An 18,977-nucleotide genomic window follows, 5' to 3' on the forward strand; every position below is an offset into this window, starting at 1 on the left:
TCCAATTTTTAAAAATCCAAATTCCAAAACATGATGTTGTCAGGCTGAGCAGAGTCAAAGCCTTTTCCAGATTTAAAAACTCTAAATTCAATTTAGTAAACTTAGTCAAAGTTTTGCGCATATCCTTCGACTCCGCTCAGGAAGACAACCTAATATCAGGCTGAGCGGAGTCTAAGCCGTTTTTAATGCGTACTTCTTTAAATAAACTTATATCACTTATATGGTTCAAAACATTTTCAACAATCTACCCAATTCATCATAAGAACTAAAAAGCGTGGCTCCTTCTTCGTCTAAATCTTCGTTATTAAAACCATTTACTAAACCGTACACTTTAAATCCTCCGCTAATTCCGGCTTTTACACCAGATTTACTATCTTCAATAACAACACAATCATTTACCTCAAAACCCATTTCTTTAGCCGCATGCAGAAATATTCCGGGCTCTGGTTTCCAACTGCCTATCTGATATGAACTGAAAATTTTACCTTCAAATTTATCCAGCAAACCGGAAACTTCGAGATTTAAACGAATTTTCTCCACCGGACCGCTTGATGCGACGCAATACGGAATTTTAAGTTTATTGATGAAATCTTCAATACCTCCCATTGGTTTTACCTGAGTTTTAAAGGCTTCAAAACTTTTCGCACGATATTCATTTTCAAATGTTTCTGGAAGATTTTGTCCAATCGCTTCTTCAATATGGCAAAAACAATCTTTTAAACTTCTGCCATTAAAATAGCGGTAAGCATCTTCCAGTTCCATTTCGAATCCGTGTTGTTGTGCCATTTCAAGCAATATTCCGTTTCCAATTTTTTCTGTATCGACCAAAACTCCGTCACAATCGAAAATTATACATTTAACCATTTCTGTTGTTTTTTAATAGATTTCAATTTACAAAAAGTAAATTAGAAAATTTGGTAATTGAGATAATTAGATAATTGGGTAATGCGATAATTTAATAGAATAGCAAAAAAAACATTTTCACGAGTATACATCATTATCTAATTATCCAAATTGACAAATTATCTAATTAAAAGAGTTTTGTACAGAATTACTCCTATTCTGTATTTTCATTTTCTATTTGATTTGTACTTTTATGAAAAACTATTAAACATGCGAATTTTGAAAAAACATCTTCTTATCATAATCCTTCTGACCGCCAATTTTGCTGCTTTTTCTCAAAACAAAATAATCACGATAACCAACAATTTAAAGGTAGAAAGAGAATTTGAAACCATCGAATTGACGAAAAAATCTTTGGGTTTGCCTGCTTCGGCAAAACTTGAAGATTATGCTATTAAAGAAAATAATACCTTTCTTGAAACCCAAACCGTAGACAATGACGGCGACGGAATTGCAGATGTGCTTCTTTTTCAGCCTAAAATGAAAGCTTCATCAAAACAAAATTTTGAGATTTTTGTTGGAACAAATCCGTCGGCTTCAAAAGTTATAAGTTGTTATTCCCGCTTTGTTCCAGAACGTACCGACGATTATGCTTGGGAAAATAACAAAGTTGCTTTTAGAACTTACGGGCCTGTTGCTCAAAAAATGGTCGAAGATAAAATCCCGGGCGGCACTTTAACCAGTGGAATTGACGCCTGGCTAAAAAGAGTTGATTATCCCATCATCAATAAATGGTACGAAAAAGCCACAAACGGAACGGGAACCTATCATAAAGATACTGGCGAAGGTTTGGATAATTTTCACGTAGGTGACAGCCGTGGCGTGGGCGGAATTGCCGTAAAAGTGGATGGAAAATATTATTTTTCTAAAAATTTCGTCAGTTGGAAAACCATTACAATCGGACCAATCAGAACGAGTTTTATTTTAACCTACGCCGATTGGGATGCAAAGGGAAACAAAATAACCGAATCTAAATTAATCAGTTTAGATTATGGAAGTCAGCTTTCTCGTTTTGAAATCAATATCACAGGAACAAAAGAAATCGCCGCTGGATTAACGCTTCACGAGAAAAAAGGAACTATTGGAACGAATTTAAAAGAAGGCTGGTTAAGCTATTGGGAACCGATCGACGATTCGGAAATTGGAACTGGACTTGTTGCTCCAAAAGGTTCTTTAACTAGTTTTGATAATCATGTTACGGATGAAAAAGATCTTAGCAATCTTTACGGAAATATTGTTGTTAAAAATAATAAAGCGATTTATTATGTAGGTTTTGGATGGAAAAAAGGAAGTCCATTTCAAACAAAACAAGAATGGGAAAAATATTTGAGTGATTTTGCTACAAAGATTAATAATTCTCTGATTGTGAAAGTTAAAAAGTGATTTTTTGCCACTAAGGCACGAAGTTTTAAAAAAAATGCTACACACAGCTCATAACATAGCCCACGGTTTCAACCGTGGGTACGCTACGAATATCCGCAATAGTTGTTAATAGCAATTGTAATTACAATACGTTTCCCAAGGTTGAAACCTTGGGCTATGTTTATATTGATTGAGAAAAAAGTGAGAATAAAAACTTTGAGCCTTAGAGTCTTCGTGGCAAATTCAACTCAGTCGCTTAACAGGAAAATAATTCTCTTTTAAAATAATCTCCAACGGAATATATTGCGTCTTCTCAACCGATTCCTGAAGAACCAGTTTTTTGTATAAATAATTGATTCCCATATAACCTTGTTGTTCTGGTCTTTGATTGATTAAGAAATCAATTACGCCTTTGTTGAGATATTCTATATTTTCATTTAATAAATCGTAGCCGATAATTCGAACACCTTTTATATTGTTTTCGTCTAAAAATCGAGCAACGATATACGCTCGGGAATTGGGTACAAAAACGCTGTTTACATCTGAAAACATTTCCACATTCAATTGGTCAATTCCTGAATCTTTGATTGTAACTTCCGAAAATTTAAAATTGGTCAATTCATCGTGATCTTTAAAATAAGAATAAAATCCGTTGATACGCTGTAAGTAAACAGAAGTGCTTTCGATTTCGCGGGTAATTTTAAAAATCAAAACATGCCTTTCATTTTTAACAGCAAAACTGATTAATCTTCCAGCCAAATAACCGCTCTGAAAAGCATCCTGTCCAACATAAGCATGTTCGTTACTATCAGAAACATTCGAATCGATCATCACAACGGGAATTTTTTTCTGTTGATATTCTTTTAAAAACAAAACAGAATCTTCGTAAAAAATTGGTGCAAATAGTAAACCATCGCATTCAAACTGCATCACTTTTTTTACAGTTTCTCTAAAAGAAATTAGATTGTAATCATAGAAAAAATAATCCAATACAATTCCGAATTTACTAAATTCCAAAGCCGCTTTTTCAATTCCGTCAACCTGACTTTTCCAGTATTCCAATGTTTCAGATTTTGGTAGAAAAACGGCAAAACGAAACTTCTTATTCAAAGCCAGATTACTCGCCAGAATATTTCGCTTATAGCCAAACTGCTCAATTATCGCATTGACCTTATCGACAGTTTCCTGTGCCACTTGTCCACGATTGTGCAAAATCCTATCTACTGTTCCAGGAGAGGTATTCGCTAATTCGGCGATTTTCTTAATTGTTATGATATTGATTTTTTTTAAGTTAAAAAATTAAAAGCAGTTTGGTGAAATTAATTTATTTTATAAAAAACAGCTTGTTTTAAATGTCATTTTATATACATTTGTAAAACCACCGTGTACGCACACGCAAATATACACATTACATTAAAAAACCAAAATAAAATGATAATAGATTCATTACAAAATGCTGCAAAATATTACGGACTCCATCCCAATTTTAAAAAAGCATTCGATTATGTAAATCAAAACGACATCAGCAATTTACCAGACGGCGCGATAGAAATTGGAGAAGGCTTAAAATTAATCACCATTTCTGGTCAGGGAAACACGCGCGAAGAAGCGGTAAAAGGTTTTGAATGTCATGACCAAAACATCGACATTCAGATTTCGCTAAAAGGCCCTGAAGCTTTTGCATGGAAACCTAGAGAAAAATGTGTGAACCCAAATGGAGAATATAGTGATGAAAGAGATGTTCGTTTCTTTCACGATGCTCCAGATACTTTCTTTGAATTGCAGGAAAAACAATTTGCGATTTTATTTCCAGAGGACGTTCATACGGCTATGATTGGCGAAGGTTTATTGCGAAAAGTTGTTATTAAGGTAAAAATATAAATCATGAGCAAAATTCAAAATACCATTGACGCGATTGTTAATCAAGGAACACTTCCACTTTATTTTAACAGTGACGAAAATAAAACCATTGCAATTTTAAGATCACTTTATAAGGTCGGAATCAAAGCGGTTGAATATACAAGCCGTGGTCCTGAAGCATTGTCCAATTTCAAAAAAATGATTGAAGTTCGAAATGCCGAAATGCCAGATATGCTTTTGGGAATTGGAACGATTAAAAATTTAGCGCAGGCAGAAACGTACTATTTAGCTGGAGCTGACTTTTTCATTAGTCCGGGATTTGTTCCTGAAGTGGCTTCTTTTTTAATTTCTAAAGAAGTTCTATACGCTCCTGGATGCATGACACCGACAGAAATTATTGCGGCAGAAAACGCCGGAGTACAATTCATTAAGCTTTTCCCAGGAAATATTTTAGGCCCAGATTTCATGAGTGGGATTAAAGATGTTTTTCCAAATCTAACTTTTATGCCAACGGGCGGAGTTGACACAACAAAAACGAGTATTCAAAGCTGGTTTAACGCTGGAGTTTCGGCAGTTGGAATGGGAAGCAAACTTATCAGCAAAAAAGTAATGGAATATGAAGAATACGATACCATCGAAAAGGAAACTAAAAACGTTTTGGAGATAATTGAGAATCTTAGGAAAGGTTAATTTTAAATTCCAATTTTTAAATTCCAAATTCCAACAAAACTTAAATAATAAATTAACAACACATAAACATACTTTATTTTCCAAAAAACTTTGGAATTTGGAATTTAAAGTATTGAAATATTAAAAATTTAATGGATTCAATATTTAATTTAAAAGAAAAAATAGCTTTAATTACAGGTGGTGCAGGAGTTTTAGGAAGCCGTTTCGCTAACGTTTTGGCACAACAAGGCGTAATTGTGGGAATCGTTTCGCAGTCACTTGAAAAAGCAGAAAATACCGTAAAAGACATTGAAGCAAATGGCGGAAAAGGTTTTGCTATTCAGGCGAATGTTTTAAACAAAGAAGAAGTAGAAAAAGCAAAAGATTTTATCGTTGAAAAATACGGGCGTCTTGATATCTTAATTAATGCTGCGGGCGGAAATATGCCTGGAGCTACGATTCAGCCCGATCAAGCGGTTTACGATATGAAAAGCGATGATTTGCAAAAAGTGATTGATTTGAATATTATTGGAACTATGCTTCCGACTCAGGTTTTTGCGGATCTTTTTGCAAAACAGAAATCAGGAAATATCATCAACATTTCATCGGCATCTGCACAAAGACCTTTAACAAGAGTTGTGGGTTATTCAGCTTCAAAAGCGGCGATTGATAATTTCACACAATGGATGGCGGTTGAACTTGCTCAGAAATACGGCGAAGGAATTCGTGTAAACGCTATTTCTCCAGGATTTTTTATCGGAGAACAAAACCGTGCTTTATTACTGACTCCAGAAGGGAAATTAACGCCAAGAGGAGAAAAAATTATCGATCACACACCAATGGGACGTTTTGGAACTCCAGAAGATATTGACGGTGCACTTTTATTTTTATGCAGCGACATGTCAAAATTCGTAACGGGAACTATATTAAAAGTAGACGGCGGTTTTGCTGCAACGAGTATTTAATTAGCGTGCTCTCCTGCAAGGTTTTCGAAACCTTGTAGGTTTAGATTTAAACACGAATTTCACTAATTAACACTAGTAATCATTTTGCAATATTGCGAGATATTCGAAACCTTGTAGGTATGAAATATACGTTCTAAGATTCGAAAAATAATAAATGATTCTTATGAAAACGAGTGCCCTAGCCCCGATAGAAGTGGAAATCCTTTTTTATTTTTTCTTTAAAAATAAAAAAGATTGAAACGGATAGCGGGAAATAGCTCCTCAAAAAAGCTTTATAAATAATTATACCTACAAGATTTCGAAAACCTTGCAGGACAAAAAAAATATAAAAAATGGAACAAACATTAAGATGGTTCGGACCAAATGATCCTGTTTCTTTACAAGATATTAAACAAACCGGAGCAACCGGAATTGTAACGGCTTTACACCATATTCCGAACGGACAGGTTTGGACAATTGAAGAAATCATTAAACGAAAAGTAGAAATCGAACACGAAGATGGCGATCCTAAAAAAGGCGCTTCTGGTTTGATTTGGTCAGTTGTAGAAAGTATTCCCGTTCACGAAGACATTAAAAAACAGACTGGGAATTATCTGGAATATATTGAAAATTACAAAGAAAGTATTCGCAATTTGGCTCTGTGTGGCATAACATGCGTTTGCTACAACTTTATGCCGGTTTTAGACTGGTCAAGAACAGATTTATCGTATACGGTTGAAGATGGTTCAAAAGCGTTACGTTTTGATATTAATGCTTTTGCTGCTTTTGAGCTGTTTATTTTAAAAAGACCTGGCGCAGAAAAAGAATATTCATTGGAACAAATTCAGAAAGCGAGAGACTATTTTGATGCAATGAACGAAGAAGATAAAGTAAAATTGCAACGAAATATTTTGGCTGGACTTCCGGGTGCTGAAGAAGCGTATACGGTTGAAGATTTCTTAGTGACATTAAGCGCTTACAATCATATTGACAGACAGGCTTTAAAGAATAATCTTTTCCACTTTTTGAAAGAAATTATTCCAGTTGCAGAAAGTAAAGGGGTTCTGATGGCGATTCACCCAGACGATCCGCCTTACCCAATTTTAGGTTTGCCTAGAGTGGTAAGCACAGAAGAGGATTTGGTTGAATTAATGAATGCTGCTCCTTCTCCATCCAACGGATTTACAATGTGTACAGGTTCTTACGGCGTTCGTGCTGATAATGATTTACCGGGAATTGTAAGACGTCACGGCGATAAAATGAATTTCATTCACTTGAGAAGCACGCAACGCGACGAAGAAGGAAGTTTTTACGAAGCCAATCATCTAGAAGGTGATGTTGATATGTACGAAGTGGTAAAAGCGATTTTAGAAGTAGAAAAAAGAAACAACAGTCAATTGCCAATGCGTCCCGATCACGGACACCAAATGCTGGATGATTTGAAGAAAAAGACCAATCCAGGTTATTCTGCAATTGGGCGTTTAAGAGGACTTGCTGAATTGCGTGGATTGGAACTGGGAATAAAGCGATCTTTATAATTTGTTTTGCCACTAAGGCACGAAGGCACAAAGTTTTTTTTCTAATCTCGCAATCCCGATAGTTATCGGGAGCAGAGACGCAAAGTTTTTTTTTACCACTGATTAAAGTGATTAAAAGGATTTTTTCTCTCGCAGATTTGGCAGATTAAGGAGATTTTTTATTCTCATTATTGTCTTCCTGAGCGAAGTCGAAGGACACGCTAGAAGCTCGACAAAGATTGTCGATTTTGTTTGCGGAGCTACTTATGCGTCCTTCGACTTCGCTCAGGAAGACAAACTAGACTTAAAATCTTTGCGTCTCTGCTCCCGATAACTATCGGGATTGCGCGAACCAAAAAATCTTAGAGCCTTCGTGTCTTAGCGGCAAAAAACAAAAAAACTTACTAACCACAAAAACCACAAAACCATGATTCGCCAAACCATTCTTGTCTCCTGCGGTCTTTTCATGAATACTTTAGTAGCGCAGGAAATCCCTAAAATCCTATCTCAAAAAACAAACTATTTACCCGATTTCAGTTATGCGGGTTATCATTTTGGTGAAAAACCCATTCCTGAATCAGATGGAAAAATTATCTATGCAACAGATTTTGGCGTAAAAGCCAATGACGAATTAGACGATTCGAAAGCGCTTTTAAAAGCTTTTAAAACAGCAAATGCTGTTGATGGAAATGTTATCCTACAATTGCCTGCAGGACGAATTATTCTAAGCGAAATTCTCTATATCGAAAGAAGTAATTTTGTACTTCGCGGTGCTGGTTCTGCTGAAAACGGAACCGAAATTTACTGTCCAAGACCGATGATGTATCTTAAAGATTCTGAAGTTTTGGCGGAACTTCGTGAATATTTAACCACTTTTGATAAACGTCAGCGTGAACCTGAAAATAACATTGATCTTCCTTTTTCGCAATATGCGTGGTCAGGCGGTTTTATCTGGACACAAGTTCCGGGCGAACGTGTAAAATCTTATTTGGATAAATACGAACCAGAACCGAATCCGTTGGCGAAAGTGAGTTCGGGGAAAATGGGCGAACATGTTATTACCGTTTCTGAAGTTAAAAATCTAAAAGTTGGTGATGTTGTCGAATTACAATTGTTCAATAAAGACGATGAAAACGGCGAAATCATCAAAGATTTATATCAGGGTGCCAAAGTAAAACCAGGTTCACATCATTGGAAATTTCCCAAATTGCCAATTGTAAGACAGCAGGTCGAAATCACTAAAATTTCGGGTTCTAAAATTACTTTAAAAACGCCTTTAACTATTTCTATCAAACCAAATTATCAGGCACAGTTGGTCGAATGGAAACATTTAAACGAAGTCGGAATCGAACATCTCCGTTTTACTTTTCCTGATATTCCGAGAGTCGCGCATCATGTGGAACCCGGAAATAACGGAATCTTCCTAACCCGATTATTTAATTCTTGGGTTAAAGATGTCAAAATCACCAATGCCGACAGCGGAATTTTAGCCGAAGAAGTGGCGAATACTACCATTCAGGATATTATAACCGATGGTCCGCATTTGGCACATTATACGGTAACTTTAGGCGGCGTGCATAATATTTTAGTCAAAAATCTTAAGATTTATAATTCAGCTGTTCATCCTTTAAGTTTCAATACTTTTTCAACTAAGAATGTCTATCAAAACTGCGAGATTTTTATAGATCCGCTTTTAGATCAGCATTCGGGAGCCAATCATCAAAATCTTTTTGACAATATTACCGTTCACTTAAAAGCCGATAAAAACAATAGTTATCTTTTATTTGGCGGTGGTGGAGCCGATTACTGGAAACCTTCTCACGGCCCTTTCAGTACTTTTTGGAATCTGAATGTTTTGGTTGAAAATCCAGATGCAGCAAAAACTGTTTTACTGTACGGAATGAAAGACGGCGCTTTAGCCAGAATCATCGGCGTTCATGGAAACACAAAATTTGAAATCAAATACTATGTTGATCCTTATATTGAGTTTTTGAATCAATCAATTGATAAAGTGCCTTCGTTGTATAATTATCAATTGCAAAGACGCTTAAAATAGCCTAAATATTTGCCACAAATTACACAGATTAAAATGATTTTTCTTTGTGTTGAAATAGCCACGAATTCACGAATTATTTATAATCTTAATTTGAATAATTCGTGAATTTAATGTCATTTCAAAGTCAATATATCTAACCAAAAAGATTAGAAAAAATTCGTGAATTCGTGGCAAAAGAAACTAAAAAATATCCCGCTATGAAATACAAAATAGCTTTTCTCGCAATTGTATTTATTTTCGGAAACCTATTTTCTCAAAATAAATACCGCCTTAAAAACATCTCCACAACCGACGGGCTTTCGCAGAGTTCTGTCATTGCGATTCATCAGGATAAATTTGGGCAGATGTGGTTTGGAACCCGAGATGGACTGAATAAATACGACGGAAGCCGTTTTACGATTTTCAGAAATGATGCTGCTGATAAATATTCGATCAGCAACAATGATATTCTGGCAATTGACGAAGATGCTTCGGGAAAAATCTGGGTAGGAACTTACAACGGCTTAAACTGTTACGATCCTCTTTCTAATCGTTTTACGAGATATCTTCATACCAAAGCCAATCATACGATTAGTAATAATGCCGTTTGGAGCATTCGTGAAATTGGTGGCGAAATGTGGTTTGGAACTTCTAAAGGATTAACGATTTTCAATAAAAAATCGGGATTGTTTGCCTCGGTTTTTCATTCAGATGAGGATGCTTCTACCCTTCCGAGCAATAATATTCTGAGTATTCTAAAAACCAAAAAAGGCGAAATCTGGATTGGAACTACAAAAGGTTTATGCCAATTAATCAGTAGAAAAAATGGCAAGCTTTCTTTTAAAAATTATCCTTTAAATGCAACCGATTTATTGAACGTGCAATCGGTAATTGAAGATAAAGACGGCAATTTATGGGTCGGAACAAAAAATAAAGGCCTTTTGAAATTTGATCAGAAAGAAAAAGCTTTTGTTTCTTTTTTACCAGTTGAAAAATACCGCGAAATCAATCCTGATATTCGATCTTTATTAATTGACAATAAAGGTGATTTATGGATCGGTGCGTATGACGGCATCTATATTTTAGGAAAAGATAAAAGTCTGCAGAAAATTAACAACAGCAACAATAACAACGGAATAGATAAAGTAAAATCGGTTTTTATGGATAGAAAAGGTTCTATCTGGATTGGCTGTTATTACAAAGGCGTGAATCTTTGGGACGTTTCTAATGTCAATTTCTCGAATTACAATCAGAATTCAAAAAAGATTCCGATGAGTTTTGATGTCGTAAGTTCGATAATTGCCGATAAAAATCAGAATATTTATTTTGGAACTGAAGGCGGAGGAATTACGATTTTTAACGCAACTACCGAAGCGGTAAGTTATATCAACAGCAAAACCGGACAATCGAATAAAAACGACATTAAAGCGATGTGTCTTTCCAACGATCATATTTTATGGATTGGAACTTTTTCGAAAGGATTATCAGCTTACAATACAATTTCTAAACGAATTGAAGATCACAGAATCGCTTCAGATTTAACCGAATTATTAAAAGAATCTGGTGTTTATTCGCTTAAAGCAGAAAATAAAATTTTATGGATTGGTACTTTTGGTAAAGGTCTAATTCGTTACAATACAGTCGATAAAACTTTTCAAATTATTGGAAATGATATTTCAAAACCTGTTTTCCTGACCAATAATATGGTTCGCAGCATTTTAATCGACAAGCAGCATTCAATCTGGCTTGGAACGCAAAATGGTCTGAATCGCATTTCGCTTCGAAATTTCAATCCGCAGAAATTTACAATTCAGCATTTCTTTTACGATCATGCTTCTTTGTCGGGCGACGATATTCTGACTTTGTTTGAGGATTCTCAGAATAAAATCTGGGTCGGCACAAAAGCAAAAGGACTTCATTATTTTGATGGGAAAAAATTCAACCGAATCAATCTTAAAATTGGAAATTCAGTTATTACTTCTATCCATTCCATTTTAGAAGATGATGCCAAAAACCTATGGATTAGCACCAATCAAGGAATTTTGAAATACAATACAATAAAAAGAACCGTTGCCATTTACGACCAAAAAGACGGTTTGGCGAGTAATGAATTCAATGATAATTCAGCTTTGAAAATAGGTGCGAATCAGTTTTATTTTGGAAGTCCATCTGGCGCAACATTTTTTGATGCTTCAAAAATTTCGTTAAATAATTACGCTCCCCAAGTTTTAATAACCGATTTGAAAATCAAAAATGAAACCATAAATGCACATGACAAAGAGGGGATTTTGGAACAAAGCATCGGTTTTACCAAAACGATTATTTTGGATTATGATAAAGCGAATTTTTCCATCAATTTTGCGATTCCAAATTACATTCGATCCAAAAATAATCAATACAGTTATCGTTTAATTGGCTTAGAAAACAACTGGACAACGACTAAAAACAGCGAAGCTAATTTTGCCATTCAGAATCCCGGAACCTATACATTTGAAGTTCGCGGTGCTAACAACGACGGGGTTTGGAATCAGACTCCGACTACTTTGACCGTTGTAGTAAATCCGGCTCCGTGGCGCAGTATCTGGGCTTTTTTATTGTACGGAATTATAATTGGTTTAGGCCTTTATGGTTTGATTTGGATTATGAAATCGAAAGCGAGACTGAAACAAAAGCTCGAACTGGAATATTTGGAAACCCAGCGTATTGAAGAAAACAATAAATTGAAACTGGATTTCTTTACCAATATTTCACACGAATTCAGAACTCCCTTGACATTGATTTTAGGTCCGTTACAGCAAATTCTGGCCGATTATAACGGAACAAACGAAATGTATAAAAAGCTTTTGGTGATCGAAGGAAGCGCGAATCATCTTTTAAGTTTAATTAATCGTTTAATGGATTTTAGAAAACTCGAAAATCATCAGGTTACGCTGGAATCTGCAAATGGAAATATCGTCAAATTTACCAAAGAAATCTTTTTATCTTTTATTGAATATGCCAAAGACGGCGGTTATGACTATACGTTTGAGACTGAAAACGAGGAGATTCTGGTATATTTTGACCGCTATAAACTCGAACGTGTTTTTTATAATTTGATTTCGAACGCTTTTAGATATACGCCAAAAGGCGGTTCGATCAATATTAAAATCAATAAAGACGCTCAAAATCTTTTTATTGCGGTTGAAGATTCGGGCGTTGGAATTGCCGAAGAACATATTGATAAAATTTTTGATTTGTTTTTTGAAGTTCCGACACACAATCAGGTGCAGAAAAACTATAATAAAGGAACCGGAATCGGTCTTTCGATCGTAAAAAACATTGTGGAACTACATAAAGGAAAAATCGATGTGACCAATAAACCTTCTGGCGGGGTTGTTTTCACCGTGACTTTACCGCTTGGGCGCGAACATTTGCTTGACAGCGAAATTATTCCTGATTTTAAAATCAGTGACGATATTGCTCAATATCAGGCACAATTGGAACCTTCAGAAATTGTGGAAAATGAAGACTTAGAAGATTTAATTGTAAACGAAGAAAAACAAACCATTTTATTGGTTGAAGATCATAAGGTTTTGAGAAAATTCATGAAAAACCTGCTTAAAAAAGACTATAATATTATCGAAGCCGAAAATGGTAGAATCGCTTTAGAAAAAGCTCTAAAATTTGTTCCAAATCTTATTATCAGCGATGTAATTATGCCCGAAATGGTAGGAACTGAATTGTGTTCGAAAATAAAGGAAAACATCAAAACCAGTCATATTCCGGTAATTCTGCTGACTTCTCGCTCTTCTTTAGTTTATAAATTTGAAGGATTAGAAAGTGGTGCCGATGATTACATTAGTAAACCTTTTAATTTAATGGAGTTCCGACTTCGTGTTAAAAACCTGCTGAATACAACAGAACGTCTTAAAATTAAATTTTCTAGCGAAGACAGTTTTATTCCATCAGAAATTACGGTTTCTTCTTTGGACGAAGAACTTCTGAAAAAAGCATTTAAAATTGCCGAAGAAAATATTTCGAATGAACAATTTGATATTCCGTTTTTCTGTTCAGAATTGGGCGTAAGCCGAACCATGTTATTTTTAAAAATTAAAGCTTGGACGAATTGCACGCCAAACGAATTCATTCATGAAATACGATTAAAACGTGCTGCACAATTATTAGAACAAAACAAATTAACGGTCTCAGAAATCAGTTATAAAGTCGGTTTTAATAATCCTAAATACTTTAGCAAATGCTTTCAGAAAAAGTATGGAGAAACACCTTCGCAATTTGCTGATAAATTTTATAAATCTTCTATTAAATTGTGAGATGTCAAATGTGAAATGTGAAATGTGAAATGTGAATTACCAGATGTTAATGCTTTTTTACTTTTAACTTTTAACTTTTAACTTTTAACTTTTAACTTTTAACTTTTAACTTTTAACTTAAACAATTCGCTTTTTTAAAGGCTTTAAAAAGGGTATCTGTATTTTTAGATACCCTTTTTTGTATTTCTATTTCTTTTTTGGCTTCTACATTTGCCTTATGAAAATCAAAAAAACACATTTTAATTTATTGCAAATCCTCTTTGTAATTATCATCATCGGAATGAGTTTGCTGATTTTCTACTATAGCTAACTTTTTAACCTTAAAACCAAAAAATGAATGTTTACAAACCACAAAAACAAACCGTTTAAATGGTGTTTACTGGTATCTTTTTTACTGGTAAATTTCATCATGAATGCACAGGACAAGAAAGTCACTGGAAAAATTACTTCCAGCGAGGACCAACTCGGACTTCCTGGTGCCAATGTTTATATTAAGAATTCTTCTGTTGGCGCTTCTGCCGATATGGACGGAAATTATAGCGTAATCGTTTCAGAAAAAAATGCTGTTTTAGTTTTCAACTTCGTCGGATTTCAAACGGTAGAAATTCCAGTTGGAACAAAAAGTGTTATCAATGTAAGTTTAAAACCCGATACCAAAGCACTTGACGAAGTTGTTGTGGTTGGTTATGGAACACGTAAAAAAAGTGACATTACAGGCTCAGTATCTTCTGTAACTGCAAAAGAACTGACTGCTTTTCCGCTTTTAAACGCAGAACAAGCTTTACAAGGCCGTGCGGCGGGGGTTTCTGTGATGACGAACAACGGAGGTGAACCTGGAGCGCCAGTTAAAATCAGGGTTCGTGGAGGAACTTCTATTAATGCCAGCGGAGACGCTTTAATCGTTGTTGACGGCTTTGCGGGTGTTTCTATGCCAGCGCCTCAGGATATTGCTTCGATTGAGGTTTTGAAAGATGCTTCGGCAACGGCAATTTACGGATCGAGAGGTTCAAACGGTGTTATCATGGTGACGACGAAAAAAGGTAAACCAGGAAAACCTGTAATTGAATTCAGTAACTCGACTTCGGTACAATCGGTAAACAATAAACTACATTTATTAGATGCAGATCAATTTGCGGCTTACAGAAAAAGTTTCACGACGCATACGCAAGGTCCGGCAAATTCAGATTGGCAGGATATAATTTATCGTGACGGAATGATTTCGAATACACAATTGTCTTTTTCAGGAGGTTCAGAAAATGTTCGTTACTATGTTTCGGGAACGTATTTCAATCAAAACGGAGTTGTAATCAATTCAGGAATTGACAAATACACAATTGTAAGCAACCTCGAAGCCGATTTGTCTCCAAAGTTTAAAGTAGGTTTAAACACTTTTACCAGCAAGCAAAACAAAGAAGGAATTGTGAGTCAGACGGGCGCAGGAGGAACAGGTGCTGCGGGTGTAATTGCCTCTGCATACCGTTTTATGCCAGATAAAGGAATTTATAACGAAGAAGGAACGTACACAACCACAGCGCCAATTGGAGACGATATTGACAATCCGTACGCAACGGCGATGGAAAATATTCTGGAAACGACTTCTATCGTAAACCGAAACAATTTCTTTGCACAATATCAGATTACAAAAGACCTTGATTTTAAAACGACTTTAGGCTTAACCGATAATAATTCGCAGACCGGAAGATTTATTCCGTCGACTTTAATTGCGGGGAAAAACATTAAAGGAGAAGCTTCTGTAAACAACACCAGATTTTCTTCTTTCTTAACTGAAAATTATTTGACCTTCAAACGTGAAGTTATCGACAGAGGAATGCTGACCGTTCTTGGAGGCTATTCCTATCAAAAAAACAAAAACGAAAGTTCCTATGCCGCATCAAGAGGATTTTTGACCAATACCAATTCGTATAGAAATTTAGGTGCCGGAACGGTTTTCTTAAAACCAGATTCAGGTTTGTCTGAAACCGAATTGATTTCTGCTTTCGGACGTTTAAACTTTGATTATGCTGATAAATATTTGCTAACATTCACAGCGAGACGAGATGGTTCTTCGAGCTTTAGTAAAAATTACAAATACGGAACTTTTCCTTCTGGAGCAATTGGATGGAATATTAGCAAAGAAAATTTCTTAAAAGATAACAAAACGGTTTCTAACTTAAAATTAAGAGCAAGTTACGGAGCAACAGGAAATCCGTCAATTGGTGCCTACTCTACTCTTTCCAGATTTTCTGAAATTTATTATGTAAGCGGCGACGTGATTACAAATGCAGTTCAATTAACTTCATTAGACAATCCGAACTTGAAATGGGAAACTTCATATCAACAGGATTACGGAATTGATTTAGGTTTGTTCGATAACCGAATCAGTATTACAGCCGATTATTATAAAACAATTACCAAAGATTTATTGTTCAATCGTCCGCTTCCGGGAGTTTCTGGAATTGCTTCTCAGCTTCAAAATGTAGGAGAATTAGAAAATAAAGGATGGGAATTGGGAATTAATACTCGAAACTTTATTGGTGCCGATTTTACTTGGTCAACGAATTTTAATATTTCTTCGAACAAAAATAAAGTGCTAAAATTAGCCGATAATAAAGATCTTTTAATCAACTCTGCTCCAGGGCATTTCCTGGCAACAGAATCTCAGATTTTAAGAGTGGGCCAACCTGTTGGTTCTTTCTTCGGCTTTGTTTATGATGGTGTAATTCAGCAGGGAGAAACGGTATTGCCGGGCAATTTTGAAACCATTGCGGGAGGAGAAAAATTTAGAGATGTAAATGGCGACGGAAAATTGGATTCTCAGGATAAAACGATTATTGGAAATCCAAATCCTGATTTTATTTTTGGATTCAATAATGATTTTACGTATAAAAATATTGATTTGAATATTTTCTTCCAAGGTTCACAAGGCAATCAAATTCTGAATTATACTTTGATGGAATTAGCTTCAGGAAATAACAACGCTACAACTGAAGTTTTGGATTCTTGGACTCCGACAAATACCGATACCAATGTGCCAATTAACGCCGCGAGAACCAAAAGAATCACGTCAAGATTTGTTTATGACGGAAGTTACATTCGTTTGAAAAACGTTTCTATCGGATATAGTTTAGACGAAAAAATCGTTTCGAAAATGGGATTGAATAAAGTTCGTTTTTACATCAGTGCGCAAAACCTTTGGACGATTACAGATTATCCGGGTACCGATCCTGAAACCAACTACCTGAACGATACCAATTCGAGAAGTAACACCAATCTGGGATTGGATTACGGCGGATATCCAAACGTAAGAACGTTCACTTTCGGGTTTAATGTAAAATTCTAATCAAGTAAAAAAATGAAAAAATATATAGCTTTTCTATTTGTCGGAACACTCGCTTTTTTCAGCTGTTCTGATTTGGAAGAAAAACCGGTTGGAATCATTCGTCCCGACAATTTCTTCAACAATACAGACGATTTACAGGCCGCTGTAAATGGTGCTTTTGCCAACATTGCCCACAATAATTATTGGGGAAGAGAATTTACAATCGCTCTGATGCTTCGCGATGACATGGCCGATATTGGCGACAGAACCACTCAGGCTGCCCGTATCGATGTCAACGATATGAATATGAACGATACAAACGCATTGGTTGCCAATTTTTGGCCACAATCGTATGTTATTATTACGGCTGCCAATCAGGCAATTGAAGGTGCTAAAAAAACTCCAGGCGATCCTGCAAAAGTAAACGCGATTGCAGCGCAGGCTCATTTTGCCAGAGCATTTGCTTATTATCATCTGGTGCGTCTTTTTGGAGACATTCCGTATATTGATTTTGTGGTGAATGATGTAAATCAGGTCAATTCAATCAGCAGAACTAAAGAAGCAGATGTGTATCCAAAAATTATTGCCGATCTTGAATTTGCAAAACAATGGCTGGATGACAAACCAAAAGTAAAAGCAATTCCCGGAAAAGGTACTGCTGCAGGTTATTTAGCCTCTGTTTATCTTACTTTAGGAAATTTTCAAAAAGCCTATGATGAAGCTAAATTTGTGATTAGCAATGAAGCTAAATTTGGTTTAGGTTTGGATGCCGATTTTCAGGATTTGTTTAATGCTACCAAAACGGCTTCATTAAAAGAACCATTATTTACAATTGATTTTAACAACTTAACCTCAGGAAATTACGGTCAGGATTATACGGCATTTTTCACTGGATCTTTAAAAGATGACAGTTACAGCTACGGGCAGGGATTTTCTGTTGCAGTTCCTTCTTTGAAAGTTTTCAATACTTGGGATCAGCGAGATTACAGAAGAGCAGTGAGTTTTGATACGATTATCAGAAAGAAAACAGGTCCGGGCGGATCCTTACAGATTTATCCTTCAAGCGATAACGAAAAAGCGCCACGTCCACATATTGCCAAATATTTCCGTTTTCCGGGAAAAGCTGGAGCTAACGGAAGAACTTCGCAACACAATTATATCACAATGCGTTTTGCAGAAGTTTTACTAACGGCTGCTGAAGCTTTAAATGAAATCAATCCGGGAACGGCAGAGGCTGACAGTTATGTAAACCGAGTTCGTGCCAGAGCGAGAAATAAAGCAGGAAAACTGGTTTCTTTTCCTGCCAATGTAACGCCGGGTCTTTCTCAGGCTGATTTCAGAAAAATGGTTATTGACGAAAGAAGATTAGAACTGGCATTTGAATATATCCGTTGGTACGATATCAAAAGATTGAAAAATGGCCCTGAAGTTTTTGGCCCAAATGGTTTGGAACCTCATGCTAATTTTGATCCGAATAAAGATTATTTATGGCCACTGCCAGGAACAGAATTGGCTATTAATCCGAATTTAAAACCAAACAATCCTGGTTACTAATTTTTTAAACACATAGAAACATAGATTTAATAGTCTAAAAAGTCGTTTCACTCTGCATCAAAGCACATAGCTATGTGTGAGAAACGAGTTTCTTTTTGTTGTCTATTTAACGTATATTAAAAATTCTATGTTTCTATGTGTTTCAATAAAACTGAACGCGGATGACACGGATTTCGCTTTCGCGAAAGAGCTGATTTTAACGGATTTTTTTTCTTTTTGGCTGTCATTATTTCACGCAGATTTAAAAAGGATTTAGGCAGAGAGCGCAGATTTAAGTTTCTCGCAGATCTGGCAGATTGGGCAGATTTATTTAAATTAAATCATTTTTAATTTGCTTAAATCTCTTAAAATCTGCGTAAAACAAAAAAAATCAACTCAATCTGCCAAATCTGCGGGAGTAAATAAAAAAATCCATTCAAATCTGCTTTAATCTGCATAAATCTGCGTGAAGCAAAAATCAGCGTAAATCCGCGTCTTCGCGAAAGCGAATCCGTAAAATCCGCG

The 18,977-nt window shown here is 35.7% G+C and carries 11 protein-coding genes; 9 read left to right on the forward strand and 2 right to left on the reverse strand.

The genetic code is table 11. The features are described 5' to 3' along the window. Positions 1–225: 225 nt before the first annotated feature. The gene (locus EG814_RS11535; protein ID WP_125722031.1) at positions 226–864 is read right to left on the reverse strand and encodes an HAD family hydrolase; all 639 of its coding nucleotides are present in this window, start codon (positions 862–864) and stop codon (positions 226–228) included. Positions 865–1,113: 249 nt separating this feature from the next. Here EG814_RS11535 and EG814_RS11540 point away from each other — a divergent pair, with 249 nt between their 5' ends. After that, complete coding sequence (locus EG814_RS11540) at positions 1,114–2,286, forward strand: DUF4861 family protein (RefSeq protein WP_235830964.1); 1,173 nt, start codon at positions 1,114–1,116, stop codon at positions 2,284–2,286. A 222-nt stretch (positions 2,287–2,508) separates the two neighbouring features. On the opposite strand, the gene EG814_RS11545 is transcribed toward EG814_RS11540, so the two are convergent. Continuing rightward, positions 2,509–3,546: a LacI family DNA-binding transcriptional regulator gene (locus tag EG814_RS11545; RefSeq protein WP_317133047.1), complete on the reverse strand. Its 1,038-nt coding sequence runs from the start codon at positions 3,544–3,546 to the stop codon at positions 2,509–2,511. A 150-nt stretch (positions 3,547–3,696) separates the two neighbouring features. On the opposite strand from EG814_RS11545, the gene EG814_RS11550 reads away from it, so the two are divergent. The 8 genes from EG814_RS11550 (at position 3,697) to EG814_RS11585 (ending at position 18,473) form a co-directional block, all read left to right on the forward strand. After that, entirely contained in the window at positions 3,697–4,146 is a 450-nt protein-coding gene (locus EG814_RS11550; RefSeq protein ID WP_125722036.1) for a YhcH/YjgK/YiaL family protein, read from the forward strand. 3 nt (positions 4,147–4,149) lie between these two features. Next, the gene (locus EG814_RS11555) at positions 4,150–4,815 is read left to right on the forward strand and encodes a bifunctional 4-hydroxy-2-oxoglutarate aldolase/2-dehydro-3-deoxy-phosphogluconate aldolase (RefSeq protein ID WP_125722038.1); all 666 of its coding nucleotides are present in this window, start codon (positions 4,150–4,152) and stop codon (positions 4,813–4,815) included. A gap of 131 nt (positions 4,816–4,946) precedes the next feature. Continuing rightward, positions 4,947–5,759 carry an SDR family oxidoreductase gene (locus EG814_RS11560; protein WP_125722040.1) on the forward strand — a complete coding sequence of 271 codons (813 nt, stop codon included), beginning with the start codon at positions 4,947–4,949 and terminating at the stop codon, positions 5,757–5,759. Between the two features lie 332 nt (positions 5,760–6,091). Continuing rightward, entirely contained in the window at positions 6,092–7,276 is a 1,185-nt protein-coding gene (uxuA, locus tag EG814_RS11565; RefSeq protein ID WP_125722042.1) for a mannonate dehydratase, read from the forward strand. A 406-nt stretch (positions 7,277–7,682) separates the two neighbouring features. Then, complete coding sequence (locus EG814_RS11570) at positions 7,683–9,311, forward strand: hypothetical protein (RefSeq protein ID WP_125722044.1); 1,629 nt, start codon at positions 7,683–7,685, stop codon at positions 9,309–9,311. A gap of 197 nt (positions 9,312–9,508) precedes the next feature. After that, the gene (locus EG814_RS11575) at positions 9,509–13,600 is read left to right on the forward strand and encodes a two-component regulator propeller domain-containing protein (protein ID WP_125722046.1); all 4,092 of its coding nucleotides are present in this window, start codon (positions 9,509–9,511) and stop codon (positions 13,598–13,600) included. Positions 13,601–13,937: 337 nt separating this feature from the next. Continuing rightward, positions 13,938–16,940 carry a SusC/RagA family TonB-linked outer membrane protein gene (locus EG814_RS11580; protein ID WP_125722048.1) on the forward strand — a complete coding sequence of 1,001 codons (3,003 nt, stop codon included), beginning with the start codon at positions 13,938–13,940 and terminating at the stop codon, positions 16,938–16,940. Positions 16,941–16,952: 12 nt separating this feature from the next. Next, a complete protein-coding gene (locus EG814_RS11585) occupies positions 16,953–18,473 on the forward strand; it encodes a RagB/SusD family nutrient uptake outer membrane protein (protein WP_125722050.1) in 1,521 nt (506 codons plus the stop codon). The last annotated feature ends 504 nt before the right edge of the window (positions 18,474–18,977 follow it).

Origin of the sequence: Flavobacterium ustbae (assembly GCF_003946915.1) — a bacterium.
Lineage (GTDB): Bacteria > Bacteroidota > Bacteroidia > Flavobacteriales > Flavobacteriaceae > Flavobacterium > Flavobacterium ustbae.

Bases quoted from the DNA above. Each gene is read 5' to 3' on its own strand.
- EG814_RS11540 (WP_235830964.1), top strand. From the start codon at position 1,114: ATGCGAATTTTGAAAAAACATCTTCTTATCATAATCCTTCTGACCGCC.
- EG814_RS11555 (WP_125722038.1), top strand. From the start codon at position 4,150: ATGAGCAAAATTCAAAATACCATTGACGCGATTGTTAATCAAGGAACA.
- EG814_RS11560 (WP_125722040.1), top strand. From the start codon at position 4,947: ATGGATTCAATATTTAATTTAAAAGAAAAAATAGCTTTAATTACAGGT.
- EG814_RS11570 (WP_125722044.1), top strand. From the start codon at position 7,683: ATGATTCGCCAAACCATTCTTGTCTCCTGCGGTCTTTTCATGAATACT.
- uxuA (WP_125722042.1), top strand. From the start codon at position 6,092: ATGGAACAAACATTAAGATGGTTCGGACCAAATGATCCTGTTTCTTTA.
- EG814_RS11580 (WP_125722048.1), top strand. From the start codon at position 13,938: ATGTTTACAAACCACAAAAACAAACCGTTTAAATGGTGTTTACTGGTA.
- EG814_RS11535 (WP_125722031.1), bottom strand. From the start codon at position 864: ATGGTTAAATGTATAATTTTCGATTGTGACGGAGTTTTGGTCGATACA.
- EG814_RS11585 (WP_125722050.1), top strand. From the start codon at position 16,953: ATGAAAAAATATATAGCTTTTCTATTTGTCGGAACACTCGCTTTTTTC.
- EG814_RS11550 (WP_125722036.1), top strand. From the start codon at position 3,697: ATGATAATAGATTCATTACAAAATGCTGCAAAATATTACGGACTCCAT.
- EG814_RS11575 (WP_125722046.1), top strand. From the start codon at position 9,509: ATGAAATACAAAATAGCTTTTCTCGCAATTGTATTTATTTTCGGAAAC.